Annotated in this window: 12 protein-coding genes; all 12 read right to left on the bottom strand. The window is 74.0% G+C overall.

Annotated elements, in window-relative coordinates; genetic code table 11:
• Positions 1-30: 30 nt before the first annotated feature.
• Genes ACIQUQ_RS34560 through ACIQUQ_RS34505 form a run of 12 tightly spaced genes read right to left on the bottom strand, consistent with a single transcriptional unit; the run spans position 31 to position 15,519 of the window.
• Positions 31-978, bottom strand: coding sequence for a glycosyltransferase family 2 protein (locus ACIQUQ_RS34560; protein ID WP_403984032.1), 948 nt, complete (start codon positions 976-978; stop codon positions 31-33).
• On the bottom strand, positions 975-2,279 hold the full coding sequence (locus ACIQUQ_RS34555; protein WP_403984030.1) for a hypothetical protein: 1,305 nt from the start codon (positions 2,277-2,279) through the stop codon (positions 975-977). Before ACIQUQ_RS34555 ends, ACIQUQ_RS34560 begins: the two co-directional genes overlap by 4 nt.
• On the bottom strand, positions 2,276-3,559 hold the full coding sequence (locus ACIQUQ_RS34550) for a DUF4910 domain-containing protein (protein ID WP_403984028.1): 1,284 nt from the start codon (positions 3,557-3,559) through the stop codon (positions 2,276-2,278). The genes ACIQUQ_RS34555 and ACIQUQ_RS34550 overlap by 4 nt, the downstream gene beginning before the upstream one ends.
• Positions 3,547-4,572, bottom strand: a complete 1,026-nt coding sequence (locus tag ACIQUQ_RS34545) for an NAD-dependent epimerase/dehydratase family protein (protein WP_403984026.1) — start codon at positions 4,570-4,572, stop codon at positions 3,547-3,549. The genes ACIQUQ_RS34550 and ACIQUQ_RS34545 overlap by 13 nt, the downstream gene beginning before the upstream one ends.
• 3 nt (positions 4,573-4,575) lie before the next feature.
• Positions 4,576-5,223, bottom strand: coding sequence for a PIG-L deacetylase family protein (locus ACIQUQ_RS34540; protein ID WP_399956304.1), 648 nt, complete (start codon positions 5,221-5,223; stop codon positions 4,576-4,578).
• Entirely contained in the window at positions 5,220-6,053 is an 834-nt protein-coding gene (locus tag ACIQUQ_RS34535; protein ID WP_403984024.1) for a glucose-1-phosphate cytidylyltransferase, read from the bottom strand. The genes ACIQUQ_RS34540 and ACIQUQ_RS34535 overlap by 4 nt, the downstream gene beginning before the upstream one ends.
• Positions 6,050-7,285, bottom strand: coding sequence for a class I SAM-dependent methyltransferase (locus ACIQUQ_RS34530; RefSeq protein WP_403984022.1), 1,236 nt, complete (start codon positions 7,283-7,285; stop codon positions 6,050-6,052). The genes ACIQUQ_RS34535 and ACIQUQ_RS34530 overlap by 4 nt, the downstream gene beginning before the upstream one ends.
• Positions 7,282-8,562 (bottom strand): glycosyltransferase, encoded by a 1,281-nt coding sequence (locus tag ACIQUQ_RS34525; RefSeq protein ID WP_403984020.1) that lies wholly within the window; start codon positions 8,560-8,562, stop codon positions 7,282-7,284. The genes ACIQUQ_RS34530 and ACIQUQ_RS34525 overlap by 4 nt, the downstream gene beginning before the upstream one ends.
• Before the next feature lie 2 nt (positions 8,563-8,564).
• Positions 8,565-9,797 (bottom strand): O-antigen ligase domain-containing protein, encoded by a 1,233-nt coding sequence (locus tag ACIQUQ_RS34520; protein ID WP_403984066.1) that lies wholly within the window; start codon positions 9,795-9,797, stop codon positions 8,565-8,567.
• A 1-nt stretch (position 9,798) separates the two neighbouring features.
• The gene (locus ACIQUQ_RS34515) at positions 9,799-11,340 is read right to left on the bottom strand and encodes a right-handed parallel beta-helix repeat-containing protein (protein ID WP_403984064.1); all 1,542 of its coding nucleotides are present in this window, start codon (positions 11,338-11,340) and stop codon (positions 9,799-9,801) included.
• 28 nt (positions 11,341-11,368) lie between these two features.
• Complete coding sequence (locus ACIQUQ_RS34510) at positions 11,369-13,321, bottom strand: alginate lyase family protein (protein WP_403984018.1); 1,953 nt, start codon at positions 13,319-13,321, stop codon at positions 11,369-11,371.
• Complete coding sequence (locus ACIQUQ_RS34505) at positions 13,318-15,519, bottom strand: bi-domain-containing oxidoreductase (RefSeq protein WP_403984016.1); 2,202 nt, start codon at positions 15,517-15,519, stop codon at positions 13,318-13,320. Before ACIQUQ_RS34505 ends, ACIQUQ_RS34510 begins: the two co-directional genes overlap by 4 nt.
• Position 15,520 lies beyond the last annotated feature (1 nt).

Raw genomic sequence — 15,520 nt, 5'->3', positions numbered from 1 at the left:
TCGGGCCCCCGGACGTCGGGCCGGTGGACGTCACCCCCGCCTCCCTTCGCGCCCGGCGACCAGGTCGTCGACGGACACGGTGAGCAGGGCCGGGTCCACCGGGGCGCGGTCCTCGACCCGCTCACCGGCCCCCGGCCGGGCCCGGCTGGCCATCCACGCGGCCAGGTGGCGGTAGCAGGCGCGCCGGTCGGCGGCGGACAGCGGCGCCCGCCGGATCGCCGCCACGAAGCCCCAGACGTACTCGGCCAGCAGCCGCGGCGTCGGGTGCAGCGGGCCCGCCCGGCGCGGGTCCAGGTTGACGCAGCGCGAGCGCTTCGACGGGTTGGCCCGCTCGGCGCGCGTGGGATGGTCGCGGCGGAAGTACAGCAGCTCCGGCACCTGGTGGAAGGGCCCGTGCAGGCCGATCTCGGTGACGAAGGTGCGGTCCGCGTGGTGGTAGCTGTCGTGCGGCTTCACCCGGCGCAGCACGTCGGCCCGCATCACCCCGTAGAAGTCGTCGCCCCCGGGCTCGAACAGCATGCTGCGGAAGCGCTCCGGCGCGGACGGGGAGGCGGTGGCCAGCGTGTACGGGTACGGCACCTTCACTTGGCCGCGCTCGTCGATGACCGCCTGGTCGGCGTGGGCGAGGATCACCTCGGGCCGCTCGTCCAGCGCCTCCACGCAGCGCTCCAGCAGGGTGCGCGCGTACAGGTCGTCGTGCGAGGCCCACTTGAACAGCTCGCCGCGGCACTGGGTGAAGACGTGGTTGTGGTTCGGCGCGGCGCCGATGTTCCGCGGCAGCCGCAGGTAGCGGACGCGGGAGTCCTTCCCGGCGTACCGGCGGCAGATGTCCTGCGTCCCGTCGGTCGAGGCGTTGTCGGAGATGACCAGCTCGAAGTCCTCGTAGGTCTGGCCGAGCAGGGCGTCGAGCGACTCGGCGAGGTACTCCTCGCCGTTGTACACGGGCAGGCCGATGCTCAGCCTGGGTTGCGCGGTCATGTGGTCCTCACTTCGGGAACGGGGTGGTGATGGTGCTCGCGCAGGGCGGCCCGCAGCTGCAGCCACCACACGGCCGAGGCGCCGAGGGTCGCGGCGGCGACGCCCCAGGCCGAGCCGGCCGTGCCGGCCGCCGCCGCCCCGCCGAGGCCGCCGGCGACGTAGCAGGCGGAGGCGAAGAGCTGGCAGCGCAGGCTGCGCCGGGCCGCGCCGAGCGCGCGCAGCCCGGCCGCCGCGCCGGTACCGAGTCCGGCACCCGCGACGCCGAGGGTGACCGGCACGACGAGCTGGGAGGCGGAGTGCCAGACGCCGCCGAGCACGAACGCGCCGGCCCGGTCCGGTACGAGCAGCAGCGCCCCGCCCCAGAGCAGTGCGCCGACGGCCTGCCCGCCGCCCAGCAGGAGGCAGAACGCACCGAGGCGGTGCGAGGCCTGCCGCAGCACCCGCGCCGCCTCGGGGACGGTGACCAGCGAGAGGCCCATCAGCACGGCGAGGAACGGGCCGAGCAGGAGCTCGGCGCCCCGGACCGCGCCCACCGCGCCGACGCTGGCGATCGCGCCGAGCCCGTACGCCCGCAGCTGGCTCGCCCCGCCGAGGCTGACGTTCTCGACGAGGTAGCGGTAGCCGAGGTCGCGCTGCTCGCGCAGCCAGGCGCGCGCCCCGGAAGGCCGGGGCCGGATCCCGGACTGGACGCAGCCGTAACCCGCCGCCACCGCGGCGGAGGCGCCCCAGGCCAGCACGAAGGCGGCCACGCTGCCGACGCCGGCCGCCAGGATCATGGCCGGGACGAGCGCGACGCCCCACACCACGTCGTTGACGAACGCCTTCCGCCCGGCACCGGCGGCGAAGAACGAGAACCGCCAGGCGTCCTGGAGCAGCAGCCCGGGCAGCGTGACGGCGAGGCAGACGAACGCCGTGCCCACCTCGCCGCCGAGACCGAGCCCGGCCACCAGGCAGCCCGCCCCGATGACCGTGCCCACGCCGAGGGCGGTGCCCGTGGACCGGGCCACCGCCCCGCGCCAGGACGCCTCGGGCACGCCGCTGAAGCGCACCACGAGCGGATCGGTGGCCAGCCCCCGGGACACGTTGAGCACCACGCCGTACGTCACCCAGGCGAGGCTGAACACGCCGAACGCGGACAGCCCCAGCGAGCGGGCCACGTACAGGCCCACCACGAAGTTGCTCATGCTGGAGGCCGCCTGGTCGGCCAGGCCCCAGGACAGCCGGCCGGCCAGCGCCCGTCCCGCGGACCCGGCCCGCGTCCGGGTGCCCGTCTTCTTCCCCTCGGTGGTCATCGGCGTCATTCCTTGAGCAGTCCGGCGCCGTGCAGCGCGGCGGCCGCCGCTGCCACGGTGTCGAAGGGCAGCCCGGACCGCTCGGCGACGTCCAGCAGGCTGTGTTCGCCGTCGGACAGGCTGAGCACCCAGAGCATCGCCATCTGGGCCTGCTTGGCGTCGCTGCGCCCGCCGAGCGAGTCGTACAGCCCCCGCTTGCCCAGCTGGGGTTCGCCGTACGGGCTGAGGTTGACGTAGCGCCGGTTGCGGTCCAGCACGGCGAACGCCTCGCGGCAGAGCGCGAGGGTGTCCGCCATCGCCTCCGGGGTGACGAAGTCCGGGTTGTCGGCCGAGGTGTGGTACTCGGGGTAGCCGGCGTACGGGGTGCGGCTGAGGGAGCCCACCCCGAGGTCGAACCCGGGCGAGCAGAACTGCCGCTCGTCGTACCCGTACGGGGTGAACTCCCGGATCTCGTGCGGGCGTCCGGACGCGGCCAGCACGTGCCGCAGCACCCGGTCGATCTCCGCGTCGCCGCGCCTGCTCTGCTTGTACGTCAGCTGCCCCCGGTCGCCGGCGCAGGCCAGCACCAGCCCGTGCCGGACCCGGTCGATCCGCTCCGCGTTCCGCGCCAGCCAGGTGATCGCCCCGATGGTGCCGGGCGCGAACAGGAACCGGTAGGTGTGGTACGGGTTCTCCGCCGCCAGCGCCCGCGCCAGCTGCACCGCCACCGCGATCCCCGCCAGGTTGTCGTTGGCCAGCGACGGGTGGCAGACGTGGCAGGACACGATCACCTCGTCGGGGACCTGCCCGGGCACCACGTGCTCGGCGTACGTGAGGTGCCCGTCCTCCAGCGTGGAGTCGATGTGCACCTCGTAGGCGCCCTCGGGCAGCGCGTCCAGCGTCTCCTGGGCCAGGCAGAACCCCCACTCCGGCGTGTAGTAGCTGGTGCGGTACGGCACCCAGGACGGCCGGTCCGGCAGCGTGTGCAGGTGCGCCCGCAGCTCGGACAGCGGCATGGTCGCCGACACCGGCACGCTGTAGCCGAGCACGTGCAGGCTGGACGCGGCGAAGTCGACCACCCGGTTGCCCGCGGCGTCGGCGACGTACGCGTCCCGGATGTTCCACTCCTGCGGCACCGTCCAGTCGAGCACCTGCGTCCCGGTCGGAACCTCGTGCACCTCCAGCGGGAGGTACTCGCCGACGGCCTCCAGGGTGGCGCGCACCCCGTCGCCGGTGATGCTCCGGCACAGCGGGTACAGCCGCCGCACCAGCGCGTGCATCTCCTCGCCGGCCTCGGTCACCGGCTCCACCGCAGGGTGCCGTCCACGGCGCCGGCGCCGGAGGCCGCGCGCAGCACGGCGAGGCGGGTGAAGCGCTGCTCGAACGCCTCCCGGGTCAGCCCGTGCTGCCGGTAGGCGTCGGCGAGTTCGCGCGCGCCCCGCTCCACCGACCAGGCACAGTCGAAGCCGGGCAGCGCGTCGCGGAACCGGGAGAAGTCCACCCGGTACGAGCGCGGATCGGCCCCGTTCTCCCCGGTGATCACCACCTTCGCGCCGTCCACCGCCTCCGCGACCTGCTCCGCGATCTCGGCGACCGTGACGTTGTTGGCCTCGCTGCCGATGTTGAACGCCCGGTCGTGCACCGCCTCGCGCGGCGCGGTGAGCGCGGCCGTGAAGGCCTCGGCGATGTCGGCGGCGTGCACCAGCGGACGCCACGGGGTGCCGTCGGAGAGCACCAGCACCTCGCCGGAGAGCAGGGCGTGGCCCACCAGGTTGTTCAGCACGATGTCGGCGCGCAGCCGGGGCGAGAAGCCGAACGCGGTGGCGTTGCGCATGTACACCGGGCTGAAGTCGCCGTCGGCCAGTTCGTGCAGGTCGTCCTCGACCCGCACCTTGGACTCGGCGTACGGCGTCACCGGGCGCAGCGGGGCGTCCTCGCCGACCAGGGCGTCCCCGCCGGCGGCGCCGTAGACCGAGCAGGTGGAGGCGTACAGGAAGCGCCGCACGCCGGCCTCGCGGGCCAGCCGGGCCAGCCGTACGGAGGCGTGGTGGTTGATGTCGTAGGTGAGCTCGGGCGCCAGCGACCCCAGCGGGTCGTTGGAGAGCGCGGCCAGGTGGATCACGGCGTCCACCCCGGCCACGTGCTCGGCCGTGACGTCCCGCAGGTCCACGCGGTGCCCGGCCGGGTCCGCCGGCCGGGGGCCGAGCAGGCAGTCGGCGAACAGGCCGGAGTCGAGTCCGACCACCTCGTGCCCGGCGGCCGCGAGGACCGGGGCCATCACGGTGCCCAGGTAGCCCTGGTGTCCGGTCAGCAGTACGCGCAAGGTTCATTCCCCCAGGTCGAGAGTGAGTTTGGTGACGTCGAACGCCTCGGCGTAGCGGGCGTGGCATTCGATGCCCCGGATCCGGGCCAGGCCGAGGAAGGCCTCGCGGTCGTACCAGGGCCGGTGCCGCTGCGAGGGGTAGTGCTCCTGGAGCAGCCGGACCTTCCGTTCGGCGGTCTCCGGCAGCAGGGGCTGGTACGCGGACGGACGGCCCAGGTCGCCGTCCCACTTGACGATCTCGTAGCCGAGGACGAGGTGGTCGCGGAACGCGGTGGGCAGCAGCCGCGCCAGCCCCCGGTGGTCCTGGTGCGCGTCGTCGGTGCGCGGGGCGAGGACCAGGTCGGGCTCGGTCCGCGCGCGCAGTTCCTCGACCGCCGACTTGGCCTCCTCCCAGTAGGCGGGGAGCCGGCCGTCCGGCAGTTTGAGCACGGTCAGCCGCAGGTCGGCGCCCGGGCAGAAGGCGGTGAGTGCGGCCCGCTCCTCCGCCTCCCGCTCGGTGCCGCCGCCGGACAGCACCAGCGCGTCGACCCGGATGCCCGGCCGCGCCAGGCACGTCGTCAGCAGCGTGCCGCCGGCCCCGATGGCGATGTCGTCGCAGTGCGCCCCCACCGCGACGAGCCGGTCCAGACGCCGGGTCCCGAGCCGGATCATGCCGTCCCCACGGCGGAGGCGCCCCGGCTCGCGGGCACCCGGGCCCCCTCGGCGCCGTCCCGCTCCCACACGGCCCACGGGCGGTCGCCCTGGGCGTAGGAGGTGTCGAGGGCGGCCCGTTCCTTCACCGTGTCGGTCGGCTTCCAGAAGCCGCGGTGCCGGTGCGCCACCAGCCGCCCCTGCTTGGCCAGCCCGGCGCAGCCGTCGGCGACCAGGTCCCCGCCCTCGGGTATGTGGTCGAAGACCTCCTGGCGGAGCACGAAGTAGCCGCCGTTCTCCCACAGCGGCATGTCGCTCACCGCCGTGATGCCCCCGACCAGGCCGTCCTCGGCCAGGTCCACGCAGTGGAAGGACTGCTGCGGCGGCACGACCATCATCGACGCCCCGGCGTCGCGCCGGGAGAACCGGTCGATCATCTCCGGCAGCGGGGCGTCGGTGAGCACGTCGGCGTAGTTGGCGAGGAACATCTCGTCGCCGTCCAGGTGGTGCCGCACCCGGCGCAGCCGCTCCCCGATGGGCGACTCGATGCCGGTCTGCGCGAAGGTGATCGTCCAGTCGGCTATGTCGGTGGACAGTAACTCGGTGCGCCCGCCGCGCAGGACGAAGTCGTTGGACGTCGTCTCCTCGTAGTTGAGGAAGAAGTCCTTGATGTGGTGGGCCCCGTAGCCGAGGCACAGGATGAACTCCTTGTGCCCGAAGTGCGCGTAGTAGCGCATGACGTGCCAGATCAGCGGCCGGGGACCGACCATCGCCATCGGCTTGGGCACGTCGTCGGCGGTTCCGTTGCGCATCCGCATCCCGTAACCGCCGCAGAACAGCACGACCTTCACGACTTCACCTCGACGATGCTCAGTTCCGGGATGGGGAAGACCAGGCGGCCGCCCCACTCGTGCACGTACGCCAGCTGCTCGGCCAGCTCGGTCCGCAGGTTCCACGGCAGGACGAGCACGTAGTCGGGCCTGTCGGCGGCGATCTGCTCGGGCGGCAGGATCGGGATGCGGGTGCCCGGGGTGAACCGGCCGTGCTTGTACGGGTTGCGGTCGACGGTGTAGCGGAGCAGGTCGGGCCGGATGCCGCAGTGGTTCAGCAGGGTGTTGCCCTTGCCCGGCGCGCCGTAGCCGACGACCGTCTCGCCGCGGTCGGCCGCCTCGATCAGGAACCGCAGCAGGTCCCGGCGCACCTTGGCGATCCGGGCGGAGAACTCGGTGTACCCGGACAGGTCCTGCAGCCCGGCGGCCTTCTCCCGGGCCAGTACGTCGGCCACGCGGCGGCTCGGCTCGGCGGCCGTCTCGGCGGGCCGGGCCCAGAGCCGGATGGAGCCGCCGTGCGTCGGCAGCAGCTCGACGTCCACCAGCGTGAGCCCGCCACCGGCCAGCGCCCGGGCCGCGGACGCGACCGTGTAGTACTGGAAGTGCTCGTGGTAGATCGTGTCGTACTGGTTCTCCTCGATCAGGGTGAGCAGGTGCTGCACCTCGATGGAGACCCAGCCGTCGTCGGCGACCAGGGCGCGCAGGCCCTGGGTGAACCCGACCACGTCGGGGATGTGCGCGTACACGTTGTTGGCCACGACCAGGTCCGCCGGGCCGTGCTCGGCGCGGACGCCCGCGCCGGTGGCCGGGTCCAGGAACTCCGTGAGCGTGGGCACGCCCGCCTCGCGGGCCGCGGCGCCGACGTTCACCGACGGTTCGATGCCCAGGCAGCGGATCCCCCGCTCCGCCACGTGCCGCAGCAGGTACCCGTCGTTGCTCGCGACCTCGACCACGAACGCGTCGGGGCCGAGCCCCAGCCGGGCCACCGCGTCGCCGACGAAGGTGCGCGCGTGCTCCACCCACGAGGTCGAGTACGAGGAGAAGTACGCGTACTCCTCGAACGTCTCCTCCGGCGTGATCAGCGGCGGGATCTGCGCGAGCCAGCAGTCGGTGCAGACCCGCAGGTGCAGCGGGTACGCAGGCTCCGGCAGGTCCAGTTGGTCCGCGGCGAGGAAGCTCTCGCACGGCGGCGTCGCCCCCAGGTCGGCGACGCTCGCGAGCTTCGCCGAGCCGCAGAGTCGGCACTGTGTCATTTCTCCTGCCCCCATCCCTGCCCGCGTGCGGAGTCCCGCAGCGGGCCAGCGTTTCCGTTCCTTGCCGGCGGCGGTTCCTCCCCGCCGCCCGACCGCCCCGCGATCGCGGCGCGGTACCCCTCCATCAGGCGCTCGAGCCCGACCTCCGGGCTGAACCCCAGCTCGTAGCGGCGCCGGGCCGCCCGCCCCATCTCCCGGTTGCGGTCCGGCTCCGCCGTGATCCGGCGGATGCAGGACACCAGCGAGGCGGTGTCACCCGGCCGGTGCAGCAGCCCGGTCACCCCGTCCTCGACCACCTCGGTGAAGCCGCCGTGGCCCGCGGCGACGGCCGGTACCCCGGCCGCCATCGCCTCCGCGGCCACCAGGCCGAACGTCTCCCTGGCCATCGAGGGCGCCACAACGGCGACCGACCGCACGACGGCCTCCCGGCACTGGGCGGGGGAGTACAGACCGGCGTACCGCACGTCGTCCCGGCCCGCCGCCCACGCGGCCACCTCCGCCTCCAGCGGGCCCGCCCCGGCGAGCACGAGCGGCACGCCCACCCCGCCGCCGGCCGTGATCTCGTCCCACGCGCCCATGAGCAGCCGGATCCCCTTGGCCTCCGCCATCCGGCCGAGGTACAGCAGGTGTTCCCCGGGGCCGGTGCGGCGCACGCCCGGGTCGGGCACGAAGTTGTGCTTCACCGACAGCCGCCCGGACGGCATGCCGGACCGCACCAGGACGTCCCGCTGCGCCGCGGAGATGCAGAAGAACCGCTCCACGCCCGACCACCACCGCCGCCGGTTGACCGCCAGGCCGACCGCGAGCGGCACCGTCGCGAGCCGGGAGCCCCGGTAGCAGCCGTGGCGGACGGCGGGCAGCGAGGCCACCGTCCCGACGCACGCGTCGCACGGCAGGCCGTTGCGGTGCAGCGTGCCGGGCGCGCACACCTGGGTGTAGTTGTGCAGCGTGGCGACCAGGGGCACGCCGGCGTCGGCGCAGGCGGCCACGACCGAGGCCGACAGCAGCGGGAAGACGTTGTGCACGTGCACCACGTCCGGCCGCTCGGCGCGGAGCCGGGCGGCCAGCTCCGTACGCACCGCCGGGTTCCACGGCACCAGGAGCGGCACCGCGGCCTTGGCCAGGAGGGACCGGCCGGCGATGTCGTCGCTGCGCCGCTCGAAGACCCCGACCCGGTGGCCGGCCGCGCGCAGCAGCTCCACCTCCTCGTCGACGACCCTGTTCTCCCCGCTCGGCTGCGTGGTGTTGTAGCGGTTGTGCACCACGACGACGTGCATGCTCAGACCACCTCCGGTTTCTGGGCCCGGCGCGGTACGGGCGGTCGGGGGAGCGCGGGCTCCGGGAGCGGAGCGGCCCCGGCGGGCACCGCGAGCAGCGAGGCCGCCAGGGCCAGGTGCAGCAGGTACGGCGAGGCGTCGCCGAGGCCGGCCTCGGTGTACGAGGAGATGGCGACGTAACTGATCAGGAAGATCGCGCCGGCCCTGGGCAGCGAGGGCGGCCGCAGCAGCGCGACCGCCCCGAGCACGAGGAAGACCCCGGCCACGATGCCGACGCCGACCAGGCCCTGCTCGTTGTAGACGGCCAGCCAGCTGTTGTCGATCGGCAGCCCGCCGAACGACTTGTCGCCCAGGCCGGCGCCGAACAGCTCCTGCGTCGTCGTCCGCGGCGCCGCCAGCAGCGCGTCCCACACCTTGGCCCGGCCGGTCAGGTTGGAGAAGTTCTCCTGGCTCTGGCCGCGCAGGAACCAGGTGCGCAGCGCGGAGCTGAACGCCACCGCGGCCACCGTGGCGCACACCACCGCCCAGGCGAAGAACCGGCGGGCGGCCCCACTGGTGAGGATGAGCGACCCGATCGCCAGCACCAGCCCGATGATCATGCCGAGCGTGGCCGTCCGGGTGTGCGTCATCGCGAGCAGCACGAGCGACGGCACGATGACCAGCGCCGCGCTGCGACCGGTGGTCCGCCGGCTCAGCAGGAGCAGCACCGTGAGCCCGATGATCACCGCGGCGTACTGCCCGATCTGCGGCGGGGTCAGCGGCCACAGCGCGCCGACCAGGCGTCCGCCGTAGTACTCGGGCATCGCCGTGCCCGGCGACACGGCCAGCCCCGCGGCCACCAGCACGAGCACCGCGAAGTACATGCGGATGTGGTACCTGACGAACGTCAGCCCCCCGTCCCACCAGCGGCTCACCAGCCACAGCGTGCCGACGAAGAGCGCGAGCCGGGTACAGCGGAACAGCGCCCCGTACCCCACGGCCAGGTTCACGCTGGAGATCACGCTGGGCACGAGCAGCAGGGTGAGCAGGAACACGAAGGCGCTGGGCCGGACGCGCAGCCGGAAGTTGAGCACGAGCGCCAGCGCGAACGCGACGACCAGGGCGCCCATGGTGGCGAGCTGGATCAGGGAGCGGGGCAGCGCGATCACGGTCTTCGCGCCCGCGGACCCCAGCGTGTTCAGGGCCAGCAGTGCCCAGACGATCCCGACGCCCTTCGGAGGCAGGTCCCGGTCCATCTCAACCACCGGCCCGGGGCTGGAAGGTGCTGCCGGGGTCCTGCTGGTACGGGGTGCCCTGCCACTGCGCGGGGTCCAGCACCCGGCCCGGGTCACGGGCGACGAAGTTCCAGGTGCCCAGGTACACGTTGTCGTGCCAGCGGTTCTGCTGCCGGCCGGTGATCGCCACGGCCACCCGGTCGCCCTTGTACGGGGACCAGTCCGGGTACGTGCCGTAGTTGGCGAGCACCGCCATCAGACCGCACCGCCCCGTGCACGCGACGACGGAGGGACGGAGCACGAACCGGTTGTGGTGGATGTCCACCCGCTGGGTCTTCCACCGGCAGTCGTCCAGCAGCGGCGCGGTGGCGATCGCCGGCCGCGCACAGCGCGCGGTGTCCTTCACCAGCAGCGTGCAGTAGCCGGCGGAGGTGTTGGCCGGGCTGTTGCAGAACCGGTCGGCGCTCTCCCACAGGGTGATCCCGTTCCAGTTGTCCTCCAGCACGTTGTGGTGGATCTCCAGCTTGTCCGTGCGGGCCGGGATCCGGGGCTCGCCGCCGGACTCGGACACGTACAGGGCCGCGTACGGGAAGTCGTCGCCGGTGCCGGCGTACTTGCGGCCGTCGGCCCAGTTGTTCCGCCGCATCGTGTTGTGCCGGATGACCGCGTTGTAGCTGGTCTCGTACATCAGGGCGGGACCGTCGTTGGCGTCGAGGACGTTGTTCTCGATGCGGAAGTCGTTGTTGTTGTTGTCCGCCCACAGACCGGCGCCGCGGTTGTCGTGCACCCAGTTCCCGCGCACGTCCGCGCCGTTGACGGCCCAGAACTTGATGCCTCCAGTGCACCCGCAGCCCGGCCGCTGCCGCTCCCAGTCGTCCGTGTTGTTGCCGACGACCTCGTTGCCCTCGACGACCAGACCGCGGATGGAGTCACCGGTCTTGTACGCGTTCATCCCGTACTGGCCGTTCTCCCGCAGGCAGTTCGCCCGGACCTGCTGCCGGGCACCGGCCATCAGCCCGGCGCCGGAGTTGTGCTGGATCGTCGTGTGCTCGATCACCCAGTCGTCGGCCATGTCGTGGTTGACCACGCCCTCGTTGTTCGGGGCGACGAACCCCTGGACGGTCAGGTGCCGGATGGAGACACCGGTGCCCGTGCCGCCGAACGCGTAGTTGTTGGTCTTCCGGCCGTCGAGCACCGCGCCCGGTGCGCCCAGGTAGCTGTTCCCCTCCTTGGGGAGGACCTGCGCGTAGCGGTGCGGTTCGAGGGTGTGCGTCCCCGGCGCGAGCCAGAACGTGGTGTGCGGGGGACTGTTCCTGGTCTTCGCGGCCAGGTCACCGACCACCGCCGGGTCGACCGTCACCGCCCCCGCCGGGGCCGTCCCCGGCCCGGCCGGAGCGGCGTCGCACACCCGGGCCAGGGGCGCGACGGGCGCCCCCGTCGCGGCCGGCCGGCCGGCCCGCGCCGTCAGGGCCGCGTCCGAGGTGCCCGTACAGCCGGCCGCCGCCACCAGGACCAGCAGCAGCGGGGCCACCGCCCACGCCCGGCGCCGCCTCCCGAACCCCACGCATCCGGCGCGGTCCACACGACACCCCCTAGCCACGGAACCTGAGTACGGTGGTGAACCCGCCCGACGGCGCGGCGCCGCCGGCGGAACCGGTGCCGAGCAGCGTGGTGGCGGGCTCCTTGCGGCCGAAGCCGGCGGAGTACCAGCCCAGCGGAGGGCTGCTCTCCCCGCGGTGCGCCCGCCAGGACAGCTGCTCCGGCAGGTCGAGCACGGCGGAGCGGTCCTCGCCGTCCCGGGTCCAGGTGAGCAGCGCCCGGCTGCCCGTCAGCTCCGCGGTGACCTTCGGGCCGAGGTGGAACGCCAGGCGCACCGCCCGGCGCGGGCCGCGGACCTCGTCCACCACGCGCAGCTCCCGCAGCGCGGCCGACAGCTCCACCCGGCGCCGGTGCACCGAGGGCCGGTAGCCGTCGTGCTCGGCGGACCAGCGCGACACGCCCCCGCCGGAGGCGTCCGCGACCAGGACGCGGCTGCGGGCGTGCCGGGTCCACAGGAACGGGCCGCCCGAGACGGACTGGTCGCCGCCGTCCAGCTCCAGCGTGTTGTGGCCGAGCGTCGACCGGAAGTACCGCCGCCACTCGGGCTGCCCGTGGTAGCAGTACGTCCCCGGGTCGGCGAGCACGTCGACCCCGTCGTGCCGCACCTCCAGGGACAGGGCGTCCGCGTGGGCGTGCGCGGCGATGGACAGGAACCCGTGCGGGCCCCCGTCGCAGCGGCACCAGATCTCCTCCGGGCCGCGCAGCACGGTCAGCCCCGCGTCGGCGAAGTGGGCCGGCCGGCGCTCCGGGCGGGCCACCGCCGGGGCACCGGGCCGCAGCAGCGCGGCCAGCAGCGGGGTCCGCACATCGGTGCCGGGCACCGCGGGCCACCAGCCGAGCCGGCCGAACACCGCCTCCCCGGTGGACAGCAGGGAGCCCCAGCGGTCCGTGCCCGCGCCGTCCAGGACCAGGCCGTGCCCGTCGTCCGAGTCCCCCTGGCGCGGCGGCCGCAGCCGGTTGTCCACGACGGCGGCCAGCGCGTCGGTCATCCGCAGCAGCACCAGCCGGACCGACGCGGGGACCGGCACCCCGGCGGCGTCCCCCTCGGCCACCGCGGCCAGCCCGAGCTCCAGCACCAGCCCGTGGTACTCGCCGGCCAGCTCGCGGTTGAGGCCGGAGGGGAAGGTGTTCCCGCGCAGGTGCCCTTCCAGCGACCGCAGGGCGGCGGAGCGCCAGCGCGCCGAATCGGGGAACCAGCCGAACGCGCAGGCCGCGGCGAACTGCCCGGCGGCCTCCGCGATCACGTGGTTGTTCGCCGAGGAGCCCCGGCTCGGGAAGGCGGCCAGCCAGCGCTGGTGGTGCCAGATCTGGCCCACCGCGACCGGGTTGCCCTCGAACAGGGCGGCCGCCTCGGACCACCCGTCGAGCAGCCGGCGGATCCACACCCAGGACACCAGCCGGATGCCCAGCTCGATGCCGCTGACCCAGTGCACGCCGTGCAGCGGCGGGTTCGCCGCCCACCACGACCGCAGGTGCCCCGCCACGCGCTCCGCGTACCGCCCGTCGCCGGTGACCGCGTACGCGGCGGCGAGCACGGTGAGGTACTGGTGCCGGGACGGCTCCCAGATCTGCTTGATGTCCCCGGCCGTCTCCTCGTCGCGGTACGGGACGTCGAAGGCGTGACCGGAAGGGGCCCGGCGCCCGGTCTTCGGGTCGTACCACCAGTCCGGGTCGGCCAGGTCGTCCCGCTCCACCCCGAAGAACCCGGCGTGCCCGGCCATCAGCCGGTCCGCCTCCGCGACCAGCCGCTTCACGGCGTCCGGCGGCAGGTCGTCGAGCACCCCGGCGGGCAGCGCCGAGGTGAACCGGGCACCGGTCACCGCGGGGGCGGCCGGCGCCGCCGACCGCCACTGCCGCCTGCGCACCGTGTCGACCGCCCGGCCGCCGATCTCCCGCGGCCCCATCCGGGACAGCCGCCGCAGGTACCAGCCCGCGCTCATGCTCATCGGGCGGCCGCCAGCGAGACCGGCACACCTGCGGCCAGACCGGCCTCCACGGCGAGGGTGGCCGCCGTGGTCGCGGCCAGGGACTCCAGCGGCACCGGCATCGGGCCGCCGGTCCGCACGGCCTTCACGAACGCGGCCAGCTCGGCGGACTGGCCCTTGTCCCGGGCCTTGGGCAGCCGCGAGCTGACCCACCGCTTCTTCCCGTACACCGAGGCGCGGACGAAGTCGTCCAGCCGGAGCACCTTGCCGTCCGCGACCAGGTCCAGCGTCTCCTTGGGGAAGCCGGGGGAGCCGGTCGTCACGTAGCCGATGGTGGCGGTGGACCCGTCCGGGTAGCGCAGCACCACCTGCAGGTCCTCGTTGCCGCCGGAGGCGACCGCGTACACCGAGACCGGGTCGGCGCCGATCAGCCAGCTCGCCGTGTCGATGAAGTGCCCGCCCTCGCCGGCGAACCGCGAGCCCTCGGTGCCCTGCTGGAGGTACCAGCTGCCGTGCCCGAGCCGGCCCGCGTTCACCAGGTAGCGCAGGCTCGCCGGACCCGTCCGGGCCCCGAACCGGGCGGCGGCCTCGCGCAGCAGCGGCGAGAACCGGCGGTTGAAGCCCACCTGGATCCGGTCGTTGCCGGACTCCTCCACCGTCGCGAGCACCCCGGCCAGCTCCTCCTCGGTGAGGGCCAGGGGCTTCTCCACGAACACCGCCTTGCCCGCCAGGAGCGCCTTGCGGGTCAGTTCGGCGTGCGAACTGTGCCGGGTCACCACGAACACCGCGTCGACGTCCGGGTCGCCGAGCACGGCGTCGAGGTCGGTGGTCGCCCCGCCGAAGCCGAACTTCCGCTGCGCGTTGGCCGCGGACAGGGCCGTCGTGGTGACCACCGCCGACAGCTCGACGCCCTCGCGCCCGGCCAGGTGCGGCAGCAGCATCGAGGTCGCGTAGTTCCCCGCGCCGACGAACGCCAGCCGCACCGGCGCGTGCGCGGACCGGGCCAGGAGCGTCCGGCCGGGGGTGGCCGCCGTGGCCTCGCGGCGCACCGCGGGCACCGCCACCGACGGGGCCTCCGCCTCCCCCTCGGCCGCGTGCTCCGGGTACCGGAACAGCACGGCCACGGCCTTCAGCTCGCCGTCCTTCAGCCGCTGGTACGTCTTGACGGCGTCGTCGAAGTCGGAGACGTGCGAGATCAGCGGCTCCACGTCGACGCGGCCGCGGGCCATCAGGTCGAGGAAGCACGCCAGGTTGCGGCGCTCGGTCCAGCGGACGTAGCCGATCGGGTAGTCCCGGCCCTCCAGCTCGTACTCCGGGTCGTAGCGTCCGGGGCCGTAGCTGCGCGAGAAGCGGACGTCGAGCTCCTTCTCGTAGTAGGCGTTCCAGGGCAGGTCCAGGCGGCACTTGCCGATGTCGACGACCCGGCCGCGGTCCCGGCACAGGCGGGCGGCCAGCTCGACGGGCCCGTTGCTGCCGCCGCCGGCCGCCAGGTACGCCTGGTCCACGCCGTGACCGCCGGTGAGCGCGGCGACGGCCGCCTCCACCGCCGCGGACTCGGGGTCGCCGCAGGCCTCCGCGCCCAGCTCCGCGGCGAGTGCGCAGCGCGCCGGATCGGGGTCCACCCCGACCACGCGGACCCCGGAGGCGGTCAGCAGCTGCACCACCAGCTGCCCGATCAGGCCGAGGCCGATGACCAGCGCCACCTCGCCGAGCGCCGGCTCGCCCTGGCGGACGCCCTGCATCGCGATCGACCCGACGGTCCCGAAGGCCGCGTGCCGCGGCGCGAGGCCGTCCGGCACCGGCGTGTACAGGTTCCTCGGCACCCAGTTCAGCTCGGCGTGCAGCGCGTGCTCGTTCCCGGCGCAGGCCACCAGGTCGCCGACCTTCACGTCGTCGATCCCGGCGCCGACCTGCTCGACCACCCCGCACAGCGAGTAGCCCAGCGGCGTGTACGAGTCCAGCTTCCCCATCACCTTGCGGTAGGTGGCGGGCACCCCGTTGACGGCCACGCTCTGCATGACCTTGGCCACCTGATCCGGCCGCGAACGGGCCTTGCCCAGCATCGACATGCCGGCCTCGGACACCTTCATCAGCTCGGTACCGGTGGATATCAGCGAGTAGACGGTGCGGACCAGCACACCGCCCGGCTTGCACCCCGGCACCGGCACGTCGAGCACCGCCAGCTCGCCGCTCTTGTAGTTCTGCACAACCTGCTTCACC

It is taken from the genome of Streptomyces sp. NPDC101118 (assembly GCF_044759445.1).
Lineage (GTDB): Bacteria > Actinomycetota > Actinomycetes > Streptomycetales > Streptomycetaceae > Streptomyces.
This window is presented reverse-complemented; position numbering and strand designations above follow the sequence as displayed.

Bases quoted from the DNA above. Each gene is read 5' to 3' on its own strand.
- ACIQUQ_RS34560 (WP_403984032.1), bottom strand. From the start codon at position 978: ATGACCGCGCAACCCAGGCTGAGCATCGGCCTGCCCGTGTACAACGGC.
- ACIQUQ_RS34555 (WP_403984030.1), bottom strand. From the start codon at position 2,279: ATGACGCCGATGACCACCGAGGGGAAGAAGACGGGCACCCGGACGCGG.
- ACIQUQ_RS34540 (WP_399956304.1), bottom strand. From the start codon at position 5,223: ATGATCCGGCTCGGGACCCGGCGTCTGGACCGGCTCGTCGCGGTGGGG.
- ACIQUQ_RS34530 (WP_403984022.1), bottom strand. From the start codon at position 7,285: ATGACACAGTGCCGACTCTGCGGCTCGGCGAAGCTCGCGAGCGTCGCC.
- ACIQUQ_RS34525 (WP_403984020.1), bottom strand. From the start codon at position 8,562: ATGCACGTCGTCGTGGTGCACAACCGCTACAACACCACGCAGCCGAGC.
- ACIQUQ_RS34520 (WP_403984066.1), bottom strand. From the start codon at position 9,797: ATGGACCGGGACCTGCCTCCGAAGGGCGTCGGGATCGTCTGGGCACTG.
- ACIQUQ_RS34510 (WP_403984018.1), bottom strand. From the start codon at position 13,321: ATGAGCATGAGCGCGGGCTGGTACCTGCGGCGGCTGTCCCGGATGGGG.